The sequence below is a fragment of the Streptomyces sp. URMC 127 genome (assembly GCF_051386535.1).
Classification (GTDB): Bacteria; Actinomycetota; Actinomycetes; order Streptomycetales; family Streptomycetaceae; genus Streptomyces.
This window is the reverse complement of sequence record NZ_JBPQTW010000071.1, coordinates 1-22,716: the sequence shown is the minus strand read 5'-3', so window position 1 is coordinate 22,716 and position 22,716 is coordinate 1. Positions and strand designations below refer to the sequence as shown.

The following is a 22,716-nucleotide window of genomic DNA, read 5'->3' as shown; positions in this document are numbered from 1 at the left end:
AGCATAAGGCCACCTTGGGGGCGCGGCGAAATAGCCCCTGGCGCCTTTGGGTTGCCGTCGACTACTCTCTGTACATGAACTTGCTCTCCGTGAACGTGGGCCGCCCCGCTACGGCGGACATCCCGGGTGCGCCCGGCTTCGGGGCCGGCCTGGCCACCGCGATCGACAAGCGTCCCGTCGCCGGCCCGGTCGCCGTGACCGCGCCCGGCCCGAGGGGCACGGGCGGCAGCGGCCTCGCGGGCGACACGATCGTCAGCCTGCGCCACCACGGCGGGGACGACCAGGCGGTGTACGCGTTCGCGCGCGAGGACCTGGACCGCTGGGAGCGGGAGCTCGGCCGCCCCCTGCCCAGCGGCTCCTTCGGCGAGAACCTCACCACTGCCGGGGTCGACGTCAACGGCGCCCGGATAGGTGAGCGCTGGCGCGTCGGCCCCGATCTGCTGCTGGAGGTGAGCGGGCCCCGCATCCCCTGCCGCACGTTCGCCGACTGGCTGGGGGAGGCGGGCTGGATCAAGCGGTTCACCCAGGAGGCAGCCCCCGGCGCCTACCTTCGGGTGATTGAGCCGGGCGAGATCCGCGCGGGCGACGCGGTCACCGTCGTCCACCGCCCCGGGCACGAGGTGACGGTCTCCTACGTCTTCCGCGCCCGCACGAGCGACCGGTCCCTCCTGCCGGGCGTTCTGGCAGCCGGGGATGCCCTTCCCGCCGGTACGCGCGAGAAGGCCCTGGCGTACGAGGCGAGCCTCGTGGGCTCCTGAGGGCGGGCCGGGCAGCCGGTCCGGCGCGAGCCGGCGGCGCCGGGACGCCCGCCCGAAGCGTCCCGGTACGCCGCCCGGGGACCGTCAATCAGCGCCCGACCCATCGTCAAATCGCCGTACCGCACCGGCACGCGCGTCCGCCGGGCTCTACGGTGCCGGTATGACGACTGTTTTGATCACAGGGGCGACGGCCGGGATCGGCGCCGCGTTCGCGCGCCGCCTGGCGAGCGACGGGCACGACCTCGTCCTGGTGGCCCGCGACGAGGAGCGGCTCGGCCGGTACGCGACCGAGCTCCACGACCGGCACGGCGTGGAAGCGGAGGTCCTCCCGGCGGACCTCTCCGAGGACGAGGGCATCGAGGCGGTGGAGGCCCGGCTGCGCGACCGCGAGCGCCCGGTGCACCTGCTGGTCAACAATGCCGGCTTCGGCAACAAGGGCGGCTACCTGGAGGTGTCCCTCGCCGATGAGCTCACCATGCTCAAGGTGCACTGCGAGGCGGTGCTGCGGCTGACGTCCGCGGCGGCCGAGGGGATGCGCGAGCGCAAGCGCGGCGCGGTGATCAACGTGGCGTCGGTGGCCGCGTTCGTCCCCCGCGGCACGTACGGCGCGAGCAAGTCCTGGGTCGTGCAGTTCACCCAGGGCGCCGCGCGCGACCTGGCCGGGAGCGGGGTGCGGCTGATGGCGCTGTGCCCCGGCTTCGTGCGGACCGAGTTCCACCAGCGGGCGGGCATGGGCACGGACAACGTGCCGGGCTGGCTGTGGCTGGACGCCGACAAGGTGGTGACGGCGGCGCTGCGCGACCTGTCGCAGGGCAAGACGCTGTCGGTGCCCGACCCGCGGTACAAGGCCATGACCGGGCTGATGAAGCTGGCGCCGCGCAGGGTGGTGTCGCGGGCGTCGTCGACGACGGGCCGCAAGTACGGGCCGAAGTAGCGCGCGGGAGATCCCCTCCTCCCGGGTGATCCCCCAGGACTAACCTGGACATATCACCCGGGAGGCGCCATGACATTCGTACAGATCATCGACTGTAGGACGAGCCGGTACGAGGACATGAGCCGGCTGATGGACGACTGGGTCGCCGCGACCGAGGGCAAGCGGACCGCCACCCACGCGGTCGTGGGCAAGGACTGCGCGCAGGACGGCCACTACGTGGAGATCGTGGAGTTCCCGTCCCGCGAGGCCGCGGCCCGCAACTCGAATCTCCCCGAGACCGACCGGATCTTCGCCGAGATGGTCGCGCTCTGCGACGTGAAGCCGTCCTTCACCGACCTCGACGTCGTCCGCGACGAACGGCTGAGCGAGCAGGCGGACGACCGGCGGGGCGAGGGGGCGGGCGACCGGCGGGACGAGCAGGCGAACAAGGCCGCCGCCCGCCGCTTCTTCGAAGAGGTGGCGCGGGACGGCAATCTCGCCCTGATCGACGAGCTCTTCGCCGCCGGCTACCGCGACCACGACATCGGCAGGGAGGAACCCGTCGCCGTCGGCCTGGACGCCCTGCGCTCCGACGTCGAGGGCTGGCGGGACGCCTTCGACTTCGCCTTCACCCTCCGCTCCCAGCTCGCCGAGGGCGACGAGGTCGCCACCCGCTGGACCTGGCGCGGCACCCACCACGGCGACTTCATGGGCCATCAGCCCACCGGCCAGGAAGTGAGCATGGAGGGCACCACCACCTTCTGCTTCGCCGCCGGGAAGATCGCCGAGGGCTGGTGGATCTACGACATGGCGGGCCTGAAGCGGCAGCTGGAGTCGGGCCCGGTGTGAGGGCGAACAGCCGCAGCAGGCCCCGTAAAACGGCCGGAGCCCGGCACCCACCAGGGGTGCCGGGCTCCGGATCGCAGCCGCCGAGCGGCGCGGGGTCAGTGCGAGTGACCGTGGCCGTGACCGGCCTCGGCCTCCTCCTCTTCCTTCTTCTCGACGACCAGGGTCTCGGTCGTGAGCAGCAGGGAGGCGATGGAGGCGGCGTTCTCCAGGGCGGAGCGGGTGACCTTGACCGGGTCGATGACGCCGGCCTTCACCAGGTCGCCGTACTCGCCGGTGGCGGCGTTGAAGCCCTGGCCCTTGTCGAGCTCGGCCACCTTGGAGGTGATGACGTAGCCCTCGAGGCCGGCGTTCTCGGCGATCCAGCGCAGCGGCTCGACGGCGGCGCGGCGGACGACGGCGACACCGGTGGCCTCGTCGCCCTGCTTGTCCAGGTTGCCCTCGAGCACCTTGACGGCGTGGACGAGCGCGGAGCCGCCACCGGAGACGATGCCCTCCTCGACCGCGGCGCGGGTCGCGGAGATGGCGTCCTCCAGACGGTGCTTCTTCTCCTTGAGCTCGACCTCGGTGGCCGCACCCACGCGGATGACGCAGACGCCGCCGGCGAGCTTGGCGAGGCGCTCCTGGAGCTTCTCGCGGTCCCAGTCGGAGTCCGTGGCCTCGATCTCGGCCTTGATCTGGGCGACGCGGCCCTCGACGTCGGCGGAGTTGCCGCCACCGTCGACGATCGTCGTGTCGTCCTTGGTGATGGTCACGCGGCGGGCGGTGCCGAGCACGTCCAGGCCGACCTGGTCGAGCTTGAGGCCGACCTCCTCGGCGACGACGGTGCCGCCGGTCAGGGTGGCCATGTCGCCCAGCATCGCCTTGCGGCGGTCGCCGAAGCCCGGGGCCTTGACGGCCACGGCGTTGAAGGTGCCGCGGATCTTGTTGACGACGAGGGTGGAGAGGGCCTCGCCCTCGACGTCCTCGGCGATGATCAGCAGCGGCTTGGAGGAACCACCCTGGATGATCTTCTCCAGCAGGGGCAGCAGGTCCTGGATGGAGGAGATCTTGCCCTGGTGGATGAGGATGTACGGGTCCTCGAGGACGGCCTCCATGCGCTCCTGGTCGGTGACCATGTAGGGCGACAGGTAACCCTTGTCGAAGGCCATGCCCTCGGTGAAGTCCAGCTCCAGGCCGAAGGTGTTGGACTCCTCGACGGTGATGACACCGTCCTTGCCGACCTTGTCCATCGCCTCGGCGATGAGCTCGCCGACCTGCTTGTCCTGGGCGGACAGGGCGGCGACGGCGGCGATGTCGGCCTTGTCGTCGATCGGGCGGGCGGTCGCGAGGAGCTCCTCGGAGACGGCCTTGACCGCGGCGTCGATGCCCTTCTTCAGGGCGGCCGGGGAGGCGCCGGCGGCGACGTTGCGCAGACCCTCGCGGACCAGCGCCTGGGCCAGGACGGTCGCGGTGGTGGTGCCGTCACCCGCGATGTCGTTGGTCTTGGTCGCCACCTCCTTGACGAGCTGGGCGCCCAGGTTCTCGTACGGGTCCTCGATCTCGACCTCGCGGGCGATGGTGACGCCGTCGTTGGTGATGGTCGGGGCGCCGAACTTCTTGTCGATGACGACGTTGCGGCCCTTGGGGCCGATCGTCACCTTGACCGTGTCGGCCAGCTTGTTGACACCGCGCTCGAGGGCACGACGGGCGTCCTCGTCGAACTTCAGGATCTTCGCCATGGCTTGCTTCAAGTCCTCTCAAACGAACCGCGCCCCGGACCCCGGCGGCATACACACACGGGAACCAGGGCGCAGGTCACAACAAACGGGGTGAATTACTTCTCGATGATCGCGAGCACGTCGCGGGCCGAGAGGACGAGGTACTCGTCACCGTTGTACTTCACCTCGGTGCCGCCGTACTTGCTGTAGAGCACGACGTCGCCGACGTTCACGTCGAGCGGAAGACGCTGACCGTCCTCGAAGCGGCCCGGGCCCACGGCCAGGACGACGCCCTCCTGGGGCTTCTCCTTGGCGGTGTCCGGGATGACCAGGCCAGAGGCCGTGGTCTGCTCGGCGTCGAGCGGCTGGACCACGATGCGGTCCTCGAGCGGCTTGATGGCAACCTTGGAGCTGGCGGTCGTCACGATCCGACCTCCCCCTTCGGAGATTCACGGGGTTATCTGTCTGAGGTGGCGACCAGGAGGATCCGTCGTCGCGGGTGCCGGATTCTGCCCGTCGCTGTGTTTGGCACTCCCGGGTGGAGAGTGCCAACGGAGCCGAGACTATGACGCGGTTAGCACTCGGTCAAGCGGAGTGCCAATTCGCCGTGCGGCGAGCTTGCCCGTTCACCCCTGGGGGTGCGCACCCGGCCGGGCGGCGTACGCGCCCGCCGTGCCGGGCCCGGGGGCGGCGCGGAGGTGGATCTTCCCTCGGGCGACGCGTCGTAATCCTCCGGATTCCGAGGTACGGGGCGGGCGCGCTCCATGCGCCCGGTCCGGCCCCTGCCCGGCCTATACGTAGTCCTCCAGGCGCGCCACGGTGAAGCCCTGGCGCTCGATGCTGCGCAGCATGTTGGCGACCATCTTGGTCATCGTCGTGCCCTTGAGCTCCGAAGGCCCGCGGAAGTGGGCGAGGACGATGTCGCCGGGGCGCAGCTCCCCGCCCTGCGCGTAGCGCATGTCGTTGATCTGCATCGTCGCCTCCCACAGCACCAGCGCCTTCACCCCGCAGCTGCCGGCCGCGGCGAGGGTGGCGTCGTTGTAATTGCCGTAGGGCGGGCGGAAGAGCGGCGGCTTGCTGCCGTACCGCTTCTCCAGGACGTCCTGCTGCCCGCAGATCTCGCGCTGCTGGGCCTCGGCGGAAAGGGTGCGCAGGTTGGGGTGGGAGAGGGTGTGGTTGTTGATGCTGTTGCGGCCGCCCTCGCCGCGGAGCTTCTCGAAGTAGCCGTAGCCGGTGCCCGCGCGGGCGATGTCGTCGGTGAGGAACATCGTGAAGGGCAGCTTCAGCTCCTCGGCCATCTTCACGAACCCGGGGTCCTTCTCCGCCCCGTCGTCGAAGGTCAGGAAGACGACCTTCTCGCTGGTCGGCACGCGCCGGATCACCTTGGGCGCGGCGCCGGCCCGCAGCCCGTCGGTCAGCTTGGCGGAGGGCGGGGCCGGGGGCGCGGCGAGGGGCTTGTCGAGGCCCCAGCGGCGGTAGGCGGCCGCGTCGGCGGACGGCTGCGAGGAAGCGGCGGGGGAAGGGGAAGCCGGGGATTCCGTACGGGAAGAGGGAGCGCCGGACGCCTTCTTCCCGCCACTGCCGCCGGACGAACCGAAGCAGCCGGTGAGGAGGAGGGGCAGCAGGAGCGCGCCGGCGACAGCGGCGCGGGCAGATACGGGACCGGATATACGGGAGCTCACACGTCCGATTGTTGTTCATGAGTTCGGACCGTTCGAGCCGGGCGGAAGCGGGGGCAGAAGCCGGGCAGAAGGGGCGGCCTGCCGGACGGCTGGGCAAGAATGACCGGGTGCCAGCACAGAACGAACCGAACGAACCAGCGGAACCGACGGAACCGAACGAGACGACGCCCGTCACGGCCTTCGCGGCGCTCCTCACCGAGGAGGGCCGGAGCCTGCTCGCCGGGCTGCGCGACCACGACCCGGCCCAGGAGCTGGCCACGGCGACCCGGCTGCGCCGCGACCACCCCGCGGAGCTCGTCTCGGCGGCGCTCGGCATGGCCCGGCTGAGGCAGCGGGCGGTGGCGAAGTTCGGGGCGGAGGACGCGTACCGGATGTTCTTCACGCCGAACGGCGTGGAGCAGTCGACGCGCCGGTCCGTGGCGGACTACCGCGCGGCGCGCTTCGCCGCGCTGGGCGTCCGCTCGGTGGCGGACCTGTGCTGCGGCATCGGCGGTGACGCGATCGCGCTGGCCCGGCTGGGCATCCGCGTCCTCGCGGTCGACCGCGACCCGCTGACCTGCGCGGTCGCGCGCGCGAACGCGGAGGCGCTGGGGCTCGCGGAGCTCATCGAGGTGCGCTGCGCGGATGTGACCGAGACCGGCACCGCGGGTTACGACGCGGTCTTCGTCGACCCGGCGCGGCGGGGCGGCCGCGGCCGCATCTTCGACCCCGAGGCGTACTCCCCGCCCCTGTCGTGGGCGATCGAGGCCGCCCGCCGGGCCCCGCACGCCGCCCTCAAGATCGCACCCGGGGTGCCGCACGAGGCGATCCCGGACGACGCGGAGGCCGAGTGGATCTCCGACGGGGGCGACGTGAAGGAGGCCGTCCTGTGGTTCGGCACGGCTCCGGGCGCGCGGCGCGCGACGCTGCTGCCGGGCGGGCACTCCCTAGTCGGCGCCGGGCTGCCGGATCCGCAGGTCCGGGCAGCCGGCCGCTACCTGTACGAGCCGGACGGCGCGGTCATCCGCGCGCACCTGGTCGCCGACGTGGCGAAGGAGCTGGCCGGCGGGCTGATCGACGAGACGATCGCGTACGTGACGAGCGACGAGCTGCGGGCGACGGACTACGCGTCGGCGTACGAGATCACGGACGTCCTGCCGTTCAACGTGAAGAAGCTGAAGGCGCTGCTGCGGGAGCGGAAGGTGGGGGTCGTGACCGTGAAGAAGCGGGGCTCGGCGGTGGAGCCGGAGGAGCTCCGCAAGAAGCTCAAGCCCGAGGGGCCGAACTCCTGTGTGATCGTGCTGACGCGCGTGGCCGGGGCCCCGGCGATGCTCCTGGGGCAACCGGCACGGACGTAGCGCGGCGGCCGCCGCGCCGGGCGTCGTTGCTCCTACGCTCGCCCCATGACCGAGAACGAGATCAAGCTCAAGGCCATCGCGGCGCTCACCGCCCTGCGCGGCGGTGTCGGGACGGACTACGTCTCCAGTCTCCTCGGCGAGGTCATCCCCGACGAGTTCATGGTGCCGGTCGGCGCGGAGGCGCGCGAGGTCGGGCTCGCGGTGCTCAACCAGCTCTCCGCACCCATGAGCGCGCTGATCAGCGGCTTGATGCTGGCCTTCGAGGCGGTCGCGGACGCCTACGACGACACCGCGCCGGAGGCGCCGACGGAGGAGATCCTGCAGACCCTCGCCCTCGAACTCGCCCGCGAACCCGAATGAGGCCGCACCGGCGCCCGCCGCGGGTCGCCGGTACGTCGTATTTCCCGCCGAACGGGCGCTGCGGCGGCCGGTTCGGCGCTAGCGTGCCTCGCGTCCGGCACGGGGGATGTCCGGCGACGAGGGGCGGACGGGATGCTGAGCGAGGCACTGACGGCGGCTGCCGCGGCGGGCGGCACGGCGGTCGTACGGTCGGCGGGGACGGACGCGTGGCCCGGCCTCCGGCAGCGGGTCGCCCGCTGGTTCGGCCGCGGCGACGAGGCCCGCGAGCGCGCGGAGCTGGAACGGCTCGACCGCACGGCCCGCGCCCTGGAGGCCGCGGCGGCGTCCGGCCAGAGCGAGCGCATACGGGACCGCCAGGAGGCCGTCTGGCAGGACCGCTTCGAGACGCTGCTGGAGGGGCTCCCGGCGGAGCAACGCGATGCTGCCGCCGATGAGTTGCGGGCGCTCGTGAAGGAGCACGCGGCACCGCCGGAGCCGGCGGGACAGACGCCAGCGAGCGTCTTCCGCGGCCCGACGGCGTGCCACACGACGTGCCGGACGACGAACAGCGGCTGAATCCGCCCCTCCCCTGCGCCCGGCGACGCTACGGGCTGAGGTTCAGGGAGCGGAACCAGCGGCGGTGGGTCAGGGCGGTGGCCAGGCCGTACGCCCCTGCCGCCGCCAGAGGGGCCGTCAGGCCCCACGCGTAGGCGAGGGCCGAGCCGTTCCTGGGGGCGCCGGCCGTCGTCATCAGCTCGGTCACGATGCCGTAGCCCACCGCCAGTGCGCCCGCGCACGGCAGCAGTGACATCAGCAGCCAGAACCCCACGCGGCCGGACGCCCGGAAGGCGGCGTCGCGCACCGCGTCGCGGTCCAGGGCCGCCCACAGGCCGAGCCGCCGCCGGGCCTCCTTCCCCGTACGCAGCCCGGAGCGCAGGCCCAGCAGTGACGGGATCACCGCCCCGGCCGCCAGGATCAGGTACGCCGCCGCGTAGACGTACTCCACGCCACCCTCGGCCGCGGCCTGCAGACCGAGGACGGCGAACGTCCAGCCCAGCATGAACACGGCCGTCAGGAGCCACATCAGCAGCAGGCGGCCCGGCGACAGCGTCTTCCGTACGAGGGCGTCCAGTGCCCTCGCCCGGTCCGCCAACATGGCTTCCCTGTGCGGCCACGTGCTCAGGTGCCACGGCGGGGGCGGCGGGGGCAGTTTCGTTATACCGGCGCCCATTTACGACTCGTACAGGTTCTTCTTGCTCAGCTCGTGGACGTGGTCGTGGTCATGGGCGTGACCGTAGCTGTGGCCGTGGCCGTGACCATGACCGGGGCCGTGCTCGCGCTCCTCCGCTTCCTCCGCCGGCACGTGCGTCTCCGTCACCGGCAGCGAGCTGTCCGCCGACAGCTCCCACGACGACGCCGCACGCCCCCGCGCCACCATCTCCGCGCCCAGCGCCGCCACCATCGCGCCGTTGTCCGTGCACAGCTTCGGCCGCGGCACGCGCAGCGTGATGCCCGCGTCCTCGCAGCGCCGCTCGGCCATCGCCCGCAGGCGCGTGTTCGCCGCGACGCCGCCGCCGATCATCAGGTGGTCGACGCCCTCGTCCTTGCACGCGCGGACGGCCTTGCGCGTGAGGACGTCCACGACCGCCTCCTGGAACGACGCGGCCACGTCCGCGACGGGCACCTCCTCGCCCGCCGCCCGCTTGGCCTCTATCCAGCGGGCCACGGCCGTCTTCAGGCCGGAGAAGGAGAAGTCGTAGAGCGGGTCGCGCGAGCCGGTCAGGCCGCGCGGGAAGCGGATCGCGTCCGGGTTGCCCTCGCGGGCGTAGCGGTCGATGACGGGGCCGCCGGGGAAGCCGAGGTTCAGCACGCGGGCGACCTTGTCGAAGGCCTCGCCCGCCGCGTCGTCGATGGTCGAGCCGAGCGGGCGGACGTCGGAGGTGATGTCCGGGGCCAGCAGCAGCGAGGAGTGGCCGCCGCTGACCAGCAGGGCCATCGTCGGCTCCGGCAGCGGCCCGTGCTCCAGCTGGTCGACGCAGATGTGGGAGGCGAGGTGGTTGACGCCGTAGAGCGGCTTGCCGAGGGCGTACGCGTACGCCTTCGCCGCCGAGACGCCGACGAGCAGCGCGCCCGCGAGGCCGGGGCCCGCCGTGACCGCGATGCCGTCGAGGTCCTTGGCGCTGACGCCGGCCTCCTTCAGCGCCCGCTGGATGGTCGGGACCATCGCCTCCAGGTGGGCGCGGCTCGCCACCTCGGGCACGACGCCGCCGAAGCGCGCGTGCTCGTCCACGCTGGAGGCGACCGCGTCGGCGAGCAGCGTGTGCCCGCGGACGATGCCGACGCCGGTCTCGTCGCACGAGGTCTCGATGCCGAGGACGAGGGGTTCGTCAGCCTTGCGAGCCATGGGTCATTCCTTGCACTGCGGAGAGGGGATCGGAGAGGCGCATCACGAGGGCGTCGACGTTGCCGGGCTGGTAGTAGCCGCGGCGCACGCCGACCCCTTCGAAGCCGAAGCGTTCGTACAGGCGCTGGGCCCGGGTGTTGTCGACCCGCACTTCGAGGAGCACCTCGCGGCACTCGAAGTCGGTGGCGGCGGTCAGGAGCTCGCCCAGCAGCCGGGAGCCCAGGCCCGTGCTCCAGTGCTCCTGGGCGACGGCGATGGTCTGGACGTCGCCGGTGCCGTCGATCGCGGCGAGGCCGGCGTAGCCGACGACGCGGCCGGCTCCTTCGGCTTGTTCCGCTGCTCCGGCTTGTTCCGCTGCTCCGGCTTCACCGGCTTCTTCTGCGACCAGGTAGCGGCGCGTGGCGCCCGGGCCCCGGGCGTGCGCCAGCTCCGACCAGAACAGCCCCTTGGACCAGGCGTCGTCCGGGAACAGCGCGCGCTCCAGCTCCAGCACCGGCCCGATGTCCCACCAGCGCATCTCGCGGATACGCACGTTCGTGGTCACTTGGGGGTGACCACCTTGTAGTTCGCGGGCACCTGGGCGTCCGGGCGGCGCAGGTAGAGCGGCTGGTCGGGCAGGAACGCGCCGCCCGTGCGCAGGCGCTCCGCGGCGAGGCACGCCAGGGCGCCGGCCGACTGGTGCTCGGGCATGTCGGCCCGGACGTCCGTGAACGCGTCGGCGTAGAGCACGGCGCCCGCGCCGACGGCCGTCAGGCCGGCCAGCTTCTCGGTCAGGTCCGCCGGGCGGTCCACGGCGGGCTCGGTGACGCGCGTGCGGGCGTCGGCGTACCGCGCCCAGTAGACCTCCTTGCGGCGGGCGTCCGTCGCCACGACGAACTCGCCCTCCAGGCCCGCCTGCCCGGCCGCGTACGCGATGCCGTCGAGCGAGCACAGGCCGCGCACGGGCACGCCGAGCGCGGCGCCGAAGGTCGCGGCGGTGACGATGCCGACCCGCAGGCCGGTGTACGGGCCGGGGCCGACGCCCACCACGATGTCCGTGACGGCGTCCAGCTTGTGGCCCGCTTCGCCGAGCACCCGGTCGACGGACGGAAGCAGCAGCTCACCGTGCCTGCGCGCGTCGACCTGACGCGCTTCGGCGACGACTTCGTCGCCGTCGTGGAGGGCTACGGTGACGGCGGGCGTGGCGGTATCAAGAGCGAGCAGCAGCACACTGACAGACTACGGCGCGCGGACCGCGGCTCGCCGGGGGGCGGCGGTGCGTCGCGCCCGTGCGGGCGGCTCCGGCGGCGCGTGGCGCAGGGGGCTGCGGCGGCGCGGAGCGGGTGGCCGCGGGTGCTACGGTCACCGCAACGCCGTATGCGTATGTACGTAGGAAGAGAAGGGTGCGCAGCCGTGGCACGCAGCAGCTCGGGGGTCTTCGTGGCCGCTCTCACCGCGGCGGCCCTCGCGGGGGTCGGTTTCCTGGCCTTCCAGGCCGAGGCCGCGCCCGACAAGCCGCGGGCCGCGCAGGCGAGCGCCTCCGGCAAGGCCGAGGACAAGGGCAAAGGCAAGGACGGCGCGCAGGGCGACGGCGGCCCGGGCGACGGCTCCCGGAAGGACGAGGGCGGGGAGAAGGCCGCGCCGCCCGTTCCCGCCGGCTCCGGCACGGGGCAGCGGGTCGTCTACGCGCTCGGGCAGAAGCGGGTGTGGCTGGTCGGCGCGGACGGCAAGGCGACGCACAGCTTCGAGGTCGCGCCCAGCGCGGTGAACCCGCAGCCGGGGCCGTACAAGGTGACCTCGCGGGACGCGACGGGCACCGGCTCCGACGGCAAGGCCATCGAGCACGTGGTGCGGTTCCACAAGGACGCGGCGGGGGTCGTCTTCGGCTTCAGCGCCGCGGTGGACGGGTCGCTGCCGGATCCGGCGTCGGGCAAGAAGACGGGCGCGGTGCGGGAGAGTCCTGCGGACGGCAGGGCGATGTGGGACTTCGCCGTCAACGGCACGAAGGTGGTTGTGGTCGCGTAGGGGATTCTCCCCGGGCGCGCCCCGTCAGGGGCGCGGGGAACTGCGCGACCAGCCACGGACGGCCCGCAGCCGCAGGACGGCACACTTCCAGGGATCCGGGGCGCAGCCCGGGTTCAGGCCGCCGCGTCCCGCGTCTCCGGCGCAGTCGTCGCTTCGTCGCCCCGCGCCCCCGGCGCCGTCGGCGGCTTGGACACCGCGTCCGCCGCCGCGCAGGAAGCCAGCAGGTCGCGCATCGAGGTCGGGAGCGGGACGGGAACCGTGACCGGGACCGGGACCGACGGAGGCCGTTCCTCCGAGGAGCCGGGCTCGGCGGGCTGCGACTGCGGCTGCTCTGGTGCCGGCATGGTGCCTCCTGGGGGGCATCTGGGCAAGGTTAGGTAGACCTAACCGTGTCTCTGCCTACCATGTGACCACGCCCGCAGCCGCCGATGCAACATCTTGCCGACGGCTTGTCGGAACGTACAGCGGCGCTCGCCCGGCGTGCGTCCTCGCGCCTTCCCGGCGGGTCGGCCGGACGCCCTCCCGGCGGGTCAGCCGAGCTGCGTCAGGTCCACGCCCGACCAGCGCGCTCCCACGCCCGTCACCCGCACGCTCCGCACGTCGTCCGCGTCCTCCGCGGCGTGGGCCACGTCCGCCGCGTCCGCGGCGCTCGCACCGACCGCGCGGTGGATGACGACGTGCAGCCGGTCGTCGGACAGCTCCTCGACCTTGCCGTCGCCCCACTCCACGACGATCACGGACTCGGGGAGGGAGACGTCGAGGTCCAGGTCCTCCATCTCGTCGAGGCCGCCGGAGAGCCGGTACGCGTCGACGTGGACGAGGGCCGGGCCGCCGCCGAGGTTCGGGTGGACGCGGGCGATGACGAACGTCGGGGACGTGACGGCGCCGCGCACGCCGAGGCCCTCGCCCAGGCCGCGGGTCAGCGTCGTCTTGCCCGCGCCGAGCTCGCCCGTGAGCAGCACGAGGTCGCCGGGGCGCAGCAGGCCGGCCAGCCGGCGGCCCAGGTCCCGCATGGCGTCGGCGGTCCTGACCGTGAGCTCTGCGCTGGTCTCGGCAGGCGTCGGGGTCTTCGGGTCGGCGGCGGTCGTCTCAGGCTGGGCGCTCATATCCGCCGATGGTACGGGGCGGGGCCGCCCCGGCGCGTGTGCCCGTACGAGCCGGGCGCGTGCGCCTCGCGGCAGCCCTGCCCCCACGCGCCTCACGCCCCCGCGCGCCTCACGCCCGGCCGCGTGCTCCCGCCGCCGCGCGGCGCCCGCGGTTCAGCGCCCCGCCGTCCGCCGCCGCGGTGAGCAGGTCGGCCAGCTGGCCCGTGACGGCCTCGGGGCGTTCCAGCATCAGCAGGTGGCCGGTCTCCTCCAGGAGGAGGAGCCGGGCACCGGGCAGGGCCTCCGCTATGGCCTCGCTGTGCTCGCTCGGGGTGAGCAGGTCCTTGTCACCGGCCACGACGACCACGGGCATGCCGTCGAAGGCGCACAGCGCCTCCCGCTTCTCGTGCTCGGCGAAGACCGGGTAGAACGCCGCGACGACGTCGACCGGCGTGGCCTCGAGCAGCCGCTCCGCGAACCGCACGACCGCCGGGTCCACGTCCGCGGACCCGAAGGAGTACCACCGCAGCACGCCCGCGAAGAGGTCGGCCGTGGCGCGCCGGCCCTTCTCGACCAGCTCGGGCCGGGCCGCCATCAGCTTGAACGCCCCCGGCAGGACCAGCCGCCGCACCAGGCTCATCCCGGCGGCCGGCAGCCCGTAGGTGTTCTCCGCGAGCCCGCCCGGGGACGTGCCGAGGAAGGCCGTGCCGACGACGCGCTCGGCGATCAGGCCGGGGTACTGCGCGGCCAGCGCCATGGTCGTCATGCCGCCCATCGAATGCCCGACGAGCACCAGCGGCCCCTCGGGGGCGGCGGCGTCGATGACCGCCTTGAGGTCGCGCCCGAAGAGGTCTATGGAGACCGCGTCCGTACGGCTGCGCTCTGAGCGGCCGTGGCTGCGCTGGTCCCAGAAGACCGCGCGGACGCCGGCGGCCCGCAGGGCGGCGCGCTGGAAGTGCCAGGAGTCCTGGCTGAGGCAGTAGCCGTGGCTGAAGACGACCGTGACGGGCGGCGCGGCGGGCGTCCGGCGGCCGCCGAACAGCCGCCGGGAGGCGTCCGCCTTCTCGCCCGTCCCGCCCGGCTCGTCCACCTCGTAGTACAGCCGGGTGCCGTCCTCCGCGACCACCCGGCCCGGCGTTCCCCGCAGCGTCCCGTACGGGCCCGACGCGTCCAGGGCCAGCCGCGCCTTGCGGCGCATGCCGCGCCCGACCGTCAGCCGCTCGACCGCCACGCCGACCGCGGCTCCCGCGGCCAGGACGCCCAGGGCCGCGCCCGCGACCCCCGCGCCGCGCCGCCAGCCGCCGGCCGCACCCGCTGCGGCTCCGGCGGAGGCCACCGCCTCGATCGCCCCGGCGGCCCCGACGGCCGCCGCCGTGCCCGCGCTCCCGCTGTCACTTCCCATCGCGCGCCCCCGTGTCCCCGTTCGTCGGTATGTCCACGTCCGCGTACCCGTCGTGCTCGTGCGCCAGTCTCGTGCACCGGTCCAGGCCCGTCGTACCGCCGTACCGCCGTACTGTCGTACTGCCCGACCGCCGTACCGCCGGACCTACCCGGTGTATCCGTCCACGGTCTCACCGACGTAGACGCGCGGCACGCGATTGGAGATGCGCGTGACAACCTCGTAGGCGATGGTGCCCGTGGCACGTGCCCAGTCCTCGGCGGTCGGCTCGCCCCGGTCGCCCGGCCCGAACAGCACGGCCTCGTCGCCCGCCTCCGCCGTGTCGCCGCCCAGGTCGACCACGAACTGGTCCATGGCCACCCGGCCCGCCACCGTCCGCCACTTGCCGCCCACCAGCACCGGGCCGGTGCCGGAGCCCGCGCGCGGGATGCCGTCCGCGTAACCCAGGGGGACGAGCGCGAGGGTCGTGGGGCCGGGGGTGACGTAGTGGTGCCCGTACGAGACGCCGTGGCCGCCCGGCACCCGCTTGACCGACGCCAGGGACGCCGACAGCGTCATCACCGGCTTCAGGCCGAAGTCCTGCGGCGTGCCCACCTCGGGGCTCGGCGACACCCCGTACATGGCGATGCCCGTCCGGACGAGGTCGAAGTGCGCCTCGGGGATCGTCAGGGTGGCCGGCGAGTTGGCTATGTGCCGCACCTCGGGCTCGACGCCCTGCCGCTCCGCGTACGCCACCGCGTCCCGGAAGACCTCCAGCTGGGCCCGGATGGAGGGGTGGCCCGGCTCGTCGGCGCACGCGAAGTGCGACCAGATGCCGGTCACCTTCACGAGGCCGGCCTCCTCCGCCTCGCGCGCCACGGCGATCAGTTCCGGCCAGTCATCAGGCTGGCAGCCGTTGCGCCCCAGACCGGTGTCGATCTTCAGCTGGACGCGGGCGGGACGGCCCGCGGCCCGCACCGCTTCGGTGAGCTCCGCGAGCGCCCACACCCCGCTCACCGCCACGTCGACGTCCGCCTCGACGGCCTCGCGCCAGGGCCCGCCCGGCGTCCACAGCCAGCACATCAGCCGGCCCGTGTCCCCCGCTGCGCGCAGCGCCAGCGCCTCGTCCGGCGTGGCCGTGCCGAGCCACTCCGCGCCGGCCTCGCGAGCCGCGCGGGCGCACTGCACGGCGCCGTGGCCGTAGGCGTTCGCCTTGACGACGGCCATCAGCTGCGACCGGGGCGCGCGGGCCTTGAGCGTGCGTACGTTGGCCCGCAGCGCGGCCAGGTCGACCAGGGCACGGGCGCGCGTCGGGGTCTCGCGGGCGCGGAGCGGAGTCTCGTTCATCCACGTCAGTCTCTCAGGACGGCCGGGCGGGGCGTGAGGGGTGGGGCTCGGGCAGGGGCGCAGGGTGTCATTTCGGGAGTCGTTTCCCCGGGCATCCGGGGGCGTGAACGGCGCGCCGTTGTGAGACCGAGGGTGAGACTGAGGGCATGAGGACTGCCTACAGCGTCGAGACCGTACGGGCCGCCGAGCGCGCGCTCATGGCACAGCTCCCCCACGGCGCCCTGATGCAGCGCGCCGCCGCCGGGCTCGCCGCCGCCTGCGCCGGCCTGCTCCGGCGCGTGTACGGGGCACGGATCGCCCTGCTCGTCGGCAGCGGCGACAACGGCGGCGACGCGCTGTACGCCGGCGCCCGGCTCGCCCGGCGCGGCGCCGGGGTGACCGCGGTGCTCCTGAACCCGGAGCGGGCCCACGCCGAGGGGCTCGCGGCGCTGCTCGCGGCGGGCGGGCGCGTCGCCTCCGCCGAGGCCGCGGACCGGGCCGTGCGCGGCGCGGACGTCGTGATCGACGGGATCGTCGGCATCGGCGGCCGGGGCGGGCTGCGCCCGGACGCGGCCCAGCTCGCCCGCGCCGCGTCGGACGGCGGCGCGGTGATCGTCTCCGTCGACCTGCCGAGCGGCGTCGACGCCGACACCGGCGAGGTGCGGGGCACGGCGGTGCGCGCCGACGCGACGGTCACCTTCGGCGCGTACAAGCCCGGCCTGCTCATCGACCCGGCGCGCGAGCACGCGGGCGCGCTGCGGCTCGTCGACATCGGCCTGGCCGCGGAGCTGCCCGCCCGGCCGGACGCCGAAGCCCTGCAGCATGCGGACGTCGCGGCGCTGCTGCCGCGGCCGGCGGCGGAGAGCGACAAGTACCGGCGGGGCGTCGTCGGCGTCGTCGCGGGCTCGGCCAGCTACCCCGGCGCGGCCGTCCTCGCCGTCGCGGGCGCCCTGCACGGCGGCGCGGGCGCGGTCCGCTACGCGGGCCCGGCGGCGGACGCCGTGATCGCCCGCTTCCCCGAGACCCTCGTCTCGTCCGGCCCTCCGTCGAAGGCGGGCCGCGTCCAGGCCTGGGTCGTCGGCCCCGGCCTCGGCGACGGCACGGACGCCCGGCAGGCGCTTGAGGACGTCCTGGCCTCGGACGTCCCCGTCCTCGTGGACGCGGACGGGCTGCGCCTGATGTCACCGGACGCGGTACGGGCCCGGACGGCGGAGACCGTCCTGACCCCGCACGCGGGCGAGGCGGCCGCGCTGCTGGGCGTCTCGCGCGAACGGGTCGAGGCCGGGCGGCTGGCCGCGGCCCGCGCCCTGGCCGAGCGCTTCGGCGCCACGGCCCTCCTGAAGGGCTCCACCACCGTGATCGCAGCCGCCCCGGGCAGCCGCGGTCACCACACGGTGCGGGTCAACCCGACGGGCACGCCGTGGCTGGCGACGGCGGGCAGCGGCGACGTCCTCTCGGGCCTCACGGGCTCCCTGCTGGCGGCGGGCCTGAGCGGCCGGGACGCGGCGTCGGTGGGGGCGTACCTGCACGGCCTGGCGGCACGCGAACTGGGCGAGGCACCGCTGACGGCGGTGGGCGTGGCGGAGGAACTGCGGGGGGTGTGGAGGGACGTGCTCACTGCTGCGGGGTGACGTCAGTTGCGGGCCCCGGGAGCCACTCGTTCGAGAGGAATCCGGGAGAATGACATATGGGTACGGGTACGTACCCATACCCTTCCTTCGTGCTGAACAGAGGATTACCCATGGCAGACGCGAACATCCGCATTCCCGTCGATGCCCGTAACCGCCTCGCCGAGGTCGCCGCGGCGGAAGGCATGTCGCTGCGTGCCTATCTCTCCCGCCTTGCCGACGAGCTCCTCACCCCTGCCGAGCGCGCCGAGCAAGCCGAACGAGCCCGTCGCGTGCTGCGCGAGTGGAACGGCTACGACCCCAGCCGGGACGAGGAAGAACGGCTCGACGCCGAACTGGACCGGCGGCTCTCCGAGGCCGCGCGGTGAGCGACCAGCTGCACATCGTCCTCGACCACACGGCCATGGTGGCCGCCGGCCGCGGCAATGCCGTCGCCTCCCGGCTCATCCACCGCGCGCACATGGAAGCGGGATGGCACTTGTACGCACCGGCCTGCGCACTGGTCGAGGCCGACCGGGCCCGTCCCGGCACGGCCGAGCACCTCGCCGCGCTCCCCGGCGTCACCGTCCTCGACCTGGACCTGCCGGCGGCGCTGGCCATTGCGAGCAGCGGCACCTGGGCCGACGCACACACCCGGCACGCCGCCGAGCCGAACCCCGAGCGACCCGGCGGGGCGTTCGTCGCCACGGCGGAGCCCGGACGCTGGGAGGGGGAACTCGTGCGGGTGCTCGACATCAACCCTTGAGCGGCCGCGGACGTACAGCTGGGCGGAGGGACGTGCTCACTGGCGGTGGGTGATGAGGGTCAGGTCGGAGCCTTCGGCCAGGGCTTCCTGGTTGATGACCGGGCCCGGGTGGCGGACGACGAGCTTCGCCGGGCCCAGGGCCGCGAGAGGTGCCAGGTCGAGGGGGGCGCCGTCCGCGAGCACCGGGTCGATGAGGCGGAGCTCCTTGAGGCCGGGGTACGCGCGCGGCACGTCGCCCAGGCCGGCCGTGCCGTACGCCTCGGTGAGGTTGAGCGTCTCCACCTGCGGGACGCACCCGTACTGCGTCAGGAGTCTCAGGTCCTCCCCCCAGATCCGCAGGGTCCGCAGGGCCGGCAGGGACGGCAGGGCGAAGGCGCTCCGGTAGCCGGTGCCGGCGCGGAACGCCAGTTCCTCCAGCGCCGGGTGCCCCTCCAGGCCCCAGAAGCTCGTGACCATGCACGGGCCCGACCCGAGGTTCAGGTAGCGGAGCTTCGGGGGCAGGGACAGCTCCAGGGAGCGCAGCGAGGCCGTCGCCGCCCGGCCGGACAGGGTCAGCTCGCGCAGCTCCGGCATGCGCCGCATGGTGCCGAAGTCGTGGAAGTGCTCGGCCAGCCACACGTGCAGGCTCTCCAGGGCCCGTACGTCCAGCGCGTCCAGGTGGAGAAGACGCCCGAAGTCGACGACCCGCAGGCCCCGCAGCGGCGGGCAGTCGCGCAGCACCCGCAGGTCGACCGTCTCCCCGTGCCCCCAGAAGGTGACGTGGCTGAGCACCGGCGTGGCCAGGTCCGACAGGTCCCCGCCGACCGGCCAGTCCCGCAGCTGCACCCGCGGCCGCCCGCCGAGCCGCTTGAGCGCCGCGAGGTGCTCCTCCGTCTTCGCGACGAACTCCAGCGCCTCGTACGCCTCCCCCTCGTACGCCAGCCGGCCGATGACCGCCTCCGCGTAGGGCTCGGTGGGGAAGCGGTCCCAGGCCCAGGCGAGCTGTGCGCGCACCTGCTGGTGCGGATGGTCCACGTACTGCGCGAGCAGCGGCACCGCCTTCTCGTCGGCGACCGTCGTCGCCGCGACGACCACCGCGTGCGCGACCTCGTCCGAGAGCCCCTCCGGCCCGGGGAGCAGGTCCAGCACCACCTGTCCCGCCGTCGCGAGCTCCTTCGCCGCTTCCAGGTCCCGCGGCGGTACGAGCTCCCCCGCCGCCTTCTCCACCCGCGCGCGGACCTCCCAGTCGACCTCCGTGGCCTGTTCGAGGCAGGCGGCGGCGAGGAGGTGGAGGCGGGCCCGGTGCGCCGGTTCGCTGTCGCCCCGCTGCAGCAGCATCCGCAGGAGCTCCGCGCGGGCCCGCGGCGGGGCGTGCCCGACGGCCATCCGCAGCACGTCCTCCCACTGGCTGTCGTGCGCGTGGTTGACGAGGACGTCGAAGTCCCAGTCGTCCACGGCGGCCTGGGCGCCCAGGTAGTCCTGGAAGGTGCGGTGGATGAAGTCGAGGGTCTCGGTCGTGGGGCGGCGCAGCAGGCCGCTGCGCAGGACGAGGTGGCGCAGGATGTCCTCGGCGCTGCCGCGGGCGGCCACGGCGGGCATGGCGGGGAGGGCCCGGTCGAGGATCTCGACGGCCTTGTGCCACTCGATGACCGTGCGGCCGTTGCGGATCAGCCAGTAGGCGATCTTCTGCAGGAGGGCGACCTGCTGGGCGTGCTCCAGCTCGGGCCCGTCGTCGCCGACGACGACGCCGCGCTCGCGGTCGCGCCGTACGAGGAGCAGCTCCAGCGCGGCGCGGTAGAGCTCCATGCGGCCGTGCGGGAGATAGCCCTTGCGGGAGCGGTTCAGAGCGCAGATCAGCGCGCACATCAGCGGGTTGGTGGCGAGCACGCCGAGGTCGCGCTTGGTGACGACGGCCGTGGTGAGGGCGTCGCGGAAGGCGCGCAGGGGCTCGTGGTGACGGGCGCCCGCGGCGTCGTGCCAGCGGTCGATGAAGGACAGGACGTCGCCGCGGCTCATGGGGAGCAGCTCCAGCTCGGTGAAGCCGGCGTCGGCGAGCCAGCCCTCCCGTACGGCGGAGGGCCGGGTGGTGATGACGTAGCGGGCGTCGGGGTAGGCGGCGAGGAGGTCCTTGACCCAGGTGAGGGTGCGGCGGCGGTCTGCCTCGGGGACCTCGTCCACGCCGTCGATCAGCAGCAGCGCCGTGCCTTCGGTGAGCCGGCGGGTCGCCCAGCCCTGTGCGGCGGGCAGGCCGGCGAGCGGGCCGGCGGCCGCGGCCAGGAACTCCTCGGGCTGCGGGAGTTCGCCGCGGCGGATGAGCGTGCGGAGGGGGAGGGTGATCGGCATGCAGCCGCTGAGGTGGCCCAGGCCGGGCGGCAGGTCACCGCGGGCGGTGATCGTGGCGAGCCACTGCAGCAGCGTCGTCTTGCCGGAGCCGGCGGCGCCGCGCAGCAGGACGCGGCGGCGGCCGGCCAGGGCCTCCTCGGCGCGCTTGGCGGAGGGCGTGGAGTTCCCGGCGGCCCACTCGTCCGGGACGCGCGCCGCGCCGCGGCCGCCGTCGCCCCGCGCGCCGCCTCCGGTGAGTTCGAGGCTCAGGTACGCGGCGTCCAGCGGCCAGGTCTCGCCCTCGCCGTCGGAGAGGGTCAGCCCGATGATCGTCAGTTCGCCGGACTTCTCGACGACGTAGCGGCGCAGGCGGCGCTCGAACTCCTCGATCTCCAGCTGGCGCGGGGAGGCGAGGGAGCGGGACTCCGGCTTGTGCCCGGCGAGCAGGCAGGCGCTGAGGAAGGCGAAGTCCTGCCAGAGCGTGGCCGACGGGGTGACCGTGAGACGGCCGTGCCGCCAGCCCTGCGGGTCGGCGCAGACCACGCCCGCGAGCAGGCCGTCCACGAAGACGGCGGCGCCGGACATGCCCGCCCAGGGCGAGCCGCCGTCGCCGGGCGGCAGCGGCGCGCCGTGCTCGCTGTCGAGCACGTGCCGGCCGCTGAGCAGATTGCTGCCGGGCTTGAGGGAGCCGACGACCTGCTCGGTGTCGAGCTCACCGGCGGCGTCCCGCTGGACGTGCGGAAAGCCGACGGCCTGGGCGCCGGGCCAGACCCTCAGGTCGTAGGCGCGCCCCCAGACGAGGGGCTCCAAGGCCGCGGCGACGTCCTCGGGGACGAGGTCGCGCTCGCCGGCGAGGAGGGCGACGTCGCACCGCCGGTTGTCGTCGCGCGCCCAGACCACCCTGCAGCGGACCTGGCCGGTCCCGCCGGGGACGATCGCGCGGGGGTTCGGGCAGTCGCCGACCACGTGTGCGGCGGTCAGCACGAGGTTCGGGGCCAGGAGGTAGCCGCTGCCCTGGCTGCGTCCGAAAACCGCTGCGATGCGTTCCTTCGCCGGGTGCACGCGTATTCCCTCCGACGACGCCGTATCCCCTCCGGCGCCGCATCCCCTCCGACGGCGTTTCCGGCGACCGACGATACGTCAGGGAGACGGTTCGAGCAGTGTGTTCCGCCAATGCGGGGAGCCGGGCGCGATGGTGCTCGTCGCGTCGCCCGCATGATGAAGAAGCGCATGGCCACGGACTCCGGCAGTGACGACGAGCACAGGGAACGCCTTCGCGAGAGGTTCCTCACCGCTGCGGGGGAAGTGCTGGAGGGGTACGGAGAGTTGATCGACGCGATCGAGGCGTCCCCGGCTCGTTGAGCCGCCGAACGCCGCGGCCGATTCCCGCCGGATTCGGGCCGCCCGAATGACCATGCTGGCGCACATGAACACGAACGACCGCAGCGACCTCAGCAGCAAGGCTCCCCTCTCCGACTCCGGCAAGGGCCCCCTCTCCGGCAAGGCCGCCCTCGTCACCGGCGGCAGCCGCGGCATCGGTGCCGCCATCGCCCGGCGGCTGGCCGAGGCGGGTGCCGACGTGGCGCTGACGTACGAGCGCAGCGCCGGGCTCGCCACCGCCGTGGCCGGCGAGATCGAGGCCGGCGGGCGGCGGGCCCTGGCCGTGCGGGCCGACAGCGGTGACCCCGGCGCCGTCACCGGCGCCGTCGACCGGGCCGCCGAGGCGTTCGGCCGGCTCGACATCCTGGTGAACAACGTGGGCCTGTTCCCCGTGGGAACCGTCGAGGACCTGGGCGCCGAGGAGTTCGACCGCACGGTCGCGGTGAACGTCCGCGCGCCCTACCTCGCGGCCCGGGCGGCCGCCCGCCACATGACCGACGGCGGCCGCATCATCAGCATCGGCAGCAACATCGCCGGGCGTACGGTCTTCCCCGGCCTCACCCTCTACTCCCTCACGAAGACCGCCCTCACCGGCATGACCAAAGGCCTCGCCCGCGACCTGGGCCCGCGCGGCATCACCGCCAACCTGGTCCACCCCGGCCCCACGAACACCGACGCCAACCCGGCGGACCCCGCGCACAACCCGAACGCGGACACCATCCGCGGGTTCACCGCCCTCGGGCGGTACGCCGAGCCGGACGACATCGCGGCCGCGGTCGTCTACCTGGCGGGCGACGGGGGCCGGTATGTGACGGGCGCGTCGATCGAGGTGGACGGAGGGTTCACGGCGTGAGGGAACGGGGGCGCGCCCCGGGCGCCGGCACCCGGCG

24 protein-coding genes are annotated in these 22,716 nt (G+C 73.9%); 12 read left to right on the top strand and 12 right to left on the bottom strand.

Annotated features, from left to right (window positions below):
* The first annotated feature begins 74 nt into the window (after nt 1-74).
* The 3 genes from ACSNOH_RS17035 to ACSNOH_RS17025 all read left to right on the top strand — a co-directional run bounded on the left by ACSNOH_RS17035 (nt 75) and on the right by ACSNOH_RS17025 (nt 2,520).
* Complete coding sequence (locus ACSNOH_RS17035; RefSeq protein WP_436722196.1) at nt 75-758, top strand: MOSC domain-containing protein; 684 nt, start codon at nt 75-77, stop codon at nt 756-758.
* Nucleotides 759-918: 160 nt separating this feature from the next.
* Nucleotides 919-1,692 (top strand): SDR family NAD(P)-dependent oxidoreductase, encoded by a 774-nt coding sequence (locus ACSNOH_RS17030; RefSeq protein ID WP_436722195.1) that lies wholly within the window; start codon nt 919-921, stop codon nt 1,690-1,692.
* A 69-nt stretch (nt 1,693-1,761) separates the two neighbouring features.
* Nucleotides 1,762-2,520, top strand: coding sequence for an ester cyclase (locus ACSNOH_RS17025; RefSeq protein WP_436722194.1), 759 nt, complete (start codon nt 1,762-1,764; stop codon nt 2,518-2,520).
* Between the two features lie 95 nt (nt 2,521-2,615).
* Here the strand turns inward: ACSNOH_RS17025 and groL are convergent, their stop codons facing one another.
* The 3 genes from groL to ACSNOH_RS17010 form a co-directional block, all read right to left on the bottom strand.
* Entirely contained in the window at nt 2,616-4,238 is a 1,623-nt protein-coding gene (groL, locus tag ACSNOH_RS17020; protein WP_436722193.1) for a chaperonin GroEL, read from the bottom strand.
* 95 nt (nt 4,239-4,333) lie between these two features.
* Nucleotides 4,334-4,642 (bottom strand): co-chaperone GroES, encoded by a 309-nt coding sequence (gene groES / locus ACSNOH_RS17015; RefSeq protein ID WP_106681245.1) that lies wholly within the window; start codon nt 4,640-4,642, stop codon nt 4,334-4,336.
* A gap of 366 nt (nt 4,643-5,008) precedes the next feature.
* On the bottom strand, nt 5,009-5,899 hold the full coding sequence (locus ACSNOH_RS17010; protein ID WP_436722192.1) for a polysaccharide deacetylase family protein: 891 nt from the start codon (nt 5,897-5,899) through the stop codon (nt 5,009-5,011).
* A gap of 212 nt (nt 5,900-6,111) precedes the next feature.
* On the opposite strand from ACSNOH_RS17010, the gene ACSNOH_RS17005 reads away from it, so the two are divergent.
* From ACSNOH_RS17005 to ACSNOH_RS16995, 3 genes are all read left to right on the top strand, one after another.
* A complete protein-coding gene (locus ACSNOH_RS17005) occupies nt 6,112-7,236 on the top strand; it encodes a THUMP-like domain-containing protein (protein ID WP_436722202.1) in 1,125 nt (374 codons plus the stop codon).
* A 45-nt stretch (nt 7,237-7,281) separates the two neighbouring features.
* On the top strand, nt 7,282-7,596 hold the full coding sequence (locus tag ACSNOH_RS17000; RefSeq protein WP_436722191.1) for a hypothetical protein: 315 nt from the start codon (nt 7,282-7,284) through the stop codon (nt 7,594-7,596).
* Nucleotides 7,597-7,728: 132 nt separating this feature from the next.
* Complete coding sequence (locus ACSNOH_RS16995) at nt 7,729-8,151, top strand: hypothetical protein (protein ID WP_436722190.1); 423 nt, start codon at nt 7,729-7,731, stop codon at nt 8,149-8,151.
* Nucleotides 8,152-8,179: 28 nt separating this feature from the next.
* Here ACSNOH_RS16995 and ACSNOH_RS16990 read toward each other — a convergent pair whose 3' ends face one another.
* The 4 genes from ACSNOH_RS16990 to tsaB form a co-directional block, all read right to left on the bottom strand.
* Nucleotides 8,180-8,731 carry a hypothetical protein gene (locus ACSNOH_RS16990; protein WP_436722189.1) on the bottom strand — a complete coding sequence of 184 codons (552 nt, stop codon included), beginning with the start codon at nt 8,729-8,731 and terminating at the stop codon, nt 8,180-8,182.
* A 75-nt stretch (nt 8,732-8,806) separates the two neighbouring features.
* Nucleotides 8,807-9,979, bottom strand: coding sequence for a tRNA (adenosine(37)-N6)-threonylcarbamoyltransferase complex transferase subunit TsaD (gene tsaD / locus ACSNOH_RS16985; protein WP_436722188.1), 1,173 nt, complete (start codon nt 9,977-9,979; stop codon nt 8,807-8,809).
* The gene (rimI, locus tag ACSNOH_RS16980) at nt 9,963-10,496 is read right to left on the bottom strand and encodes a ribosomal protein S18-alanine N-acetyltransferase (protein WP_436722201.1); all 534 of its coding nucleotides are present in this window, start codon (nt 10,494-10,496) and stop codon (nt 9,963-9,965) included. Before rimI ends, tsaD begins: the two co-directional genes overlap by 17 nt.
* A gap of 23 nt (nt 10,497-10,519) precedes the next feature.
* Nucleotides 10,520-11,188 (bottom strand): tRNA (adenosine(37)-N6)-threonylcarbamoyltransferase complex dimerization subunit type 1 TsaB, encoded by a 669-nt coding sequence (gene tsaB / locus ACSNOH_RS16975; protein WP_436722187.1) that lies wholly within the window; start codon nt 11,186-11,188, stop codon nt 10,520-10,522.
* Nucleotides 11,189-11,371: 183 nt separating this feature from the next.
* Between tsaB and ACSNOH_RS16970 the strand changes: the two genes are divergently transcribed.
* A complete protein-coding gene (locus ACSNOH_RS16970) occupies nt 11,372-11,983 on the top strand; it encodes a hypothetical protein (RefSeq protein WP_436722186.1) in 612 nt (203 codons plus the stop codon).
* 113 nt (nt 11,984-12,096) lie between these two features.
* Here the strand turns inward: ACSNOH_RS16970 and ACSNOH_RS16965 are convergent, their stop codons facing one another.
* The 4 genes from ACSNOH_RS16965 to alr all read right to left on the bottom strand — a co-directional run bounded on the left by ACSNOH_RS16965 (nt 12,097) and on the right by alr (nt 15,793).
* The gene (locus tag ACSNOH_RS16965) at nt 12,097-12,327 is read right to left on the bottom strand and encodes a hypothetical protein (RefSeq protein ID WP_436722185.1); all 231 of its coding nucleotides are present in this window, start codon (nt 12,325-12,327) and stop codon (nt 12,097-12,099) included.
* Between the two features lie 186 nt (nt 12,328-12,513).
* On the bottom strand, nt 12,514-12,996 hold the full coding sequence (gene tsaE, locus ACSNOH_RS16960) for a tRNA (adenosine(37)-N6)-threonylcarbamoyltransferase complex ATPase subunit type 1 TsaE (RefSeq protein ID WP_436722200.1): 483 nt from the start codon (nt 12,994-12,996) through the stop codon (nt 12,514-12,516).
* 202 nt (nt 12,997-13,198) lie between these two features.
* Nucleotides 13,199-14,470, bottom strand: coding sequence for an alpha/beta fold hydrolase (locus ACSNOH_RS16955; RefSeq protein WP_436722184.1), 1,272 nt, complete (start codon nt 14,468-14,470; stop codon nt 13,199-13,201).
* A 144-nt stretch (nt 14,471-14,614) separates the two neighbouring features.
* Nucleotides 14,615-15,793: an alanine racemase gene (gene alr / locus ACSNOH_RS16950; RefSeq protein WP_436722183.1), complete on the bottom strand. Its 1,179-nt coding sequence runs from the start codon at nt 15,791-15,793 to the stop codon at nt 14,615-14,617.
* A gap of 146 nt (nt 15,794-15,939) precedes the next feature.
* On the opposite strand from alr, the gene ACSNOH_RS16945 reads away from it, so the two are divergent.
* From ACSNOH_RS16945 to ACSNOH_RS16935, 3 genes are all read left to right on the top strand, one after another.
* Nucleotides 15,940-17,403, top strand: coding sequence for an NAD(P)H-hydrate dehydratase (locus ACSNOH_RS16945; RefSeq protein ID WP_436722182.1), 1,464 nt, complete (start codon nt 15,940-15,942; stop codon nt 17,401-17,403).
* A gap of 110 nt (nt 17,404-17,513) precedes the next feature.
* Entirely contained in the window at nt 17,514-17,768 is a 255-nt protein-coding gene (locus tag ACSNOH_RS16940) for a hypothetical protein (RefSeq protein ID WP_436722181.1), read from the top strand.
* Nucleotides 17,765-18,145 carry a hypothetical protein gene (locus ACSNOH_RS16935; protein WP_436722180.1) on the top strand — a complete coding sequence of 127 codons (381 nt, stop codon included), beginning with the start codon at nt 17,765-17,767 and terminating at the stop codon, nt 18,143-18,145. Before ACSNOH_RS16940 ends, ACSNOH_RS16935 begins: the two co-directional genes overlap by 4 nt.
* Nucleotides 18,146-18,181: 36 nt before the next feature.
* Here the strand turns inward: ACSNOH_RS16935 and ACSNOH_RS16930 are convergent, their stop codons facing one another.
* Entirely contained in the window at nt 18,182-21,508 is a 3,327-nt protein-coding gene (locus ACSNOH_RS16930) for an NACHT domain-containing protein (protein ID WP_436722179.1), read from the bottom strand.
* 153 nt (nt 21,509-21,661) lie between these two features.
* On the opposite strand from ACSNOH_RS16930, the gene ACSNOH_RS16925 reads away from it, so the two are divergent.
* On the top strand, nt 21,662-21,808 hold the full coding sequence (locus ACSNOH_RS16925; RefSeq protein ID WP_436722178.1) for a hypothetical protein: 147 nt from the start codon (nt 21,662-21,664) through the stop codon (nt 21,806-21,808).
* A 64-nt stretch (nt 21,809-21,872) separates the two neighbouring features.
* Complete coding sequence (locus tag ACSNOH_RS16920; RefSeq protein ID WP_436722177.1) at nt 21,873-22,679, top strand: SDR family NAD(P)-dependent oxidoreductase; 807 nt, start codon at nt 21,873-21,875, stop codon at nt 22,677-22,679.
* The last annotated feature ends 37 nt before the right edge of the window (nt 22,680-22,716 follow it).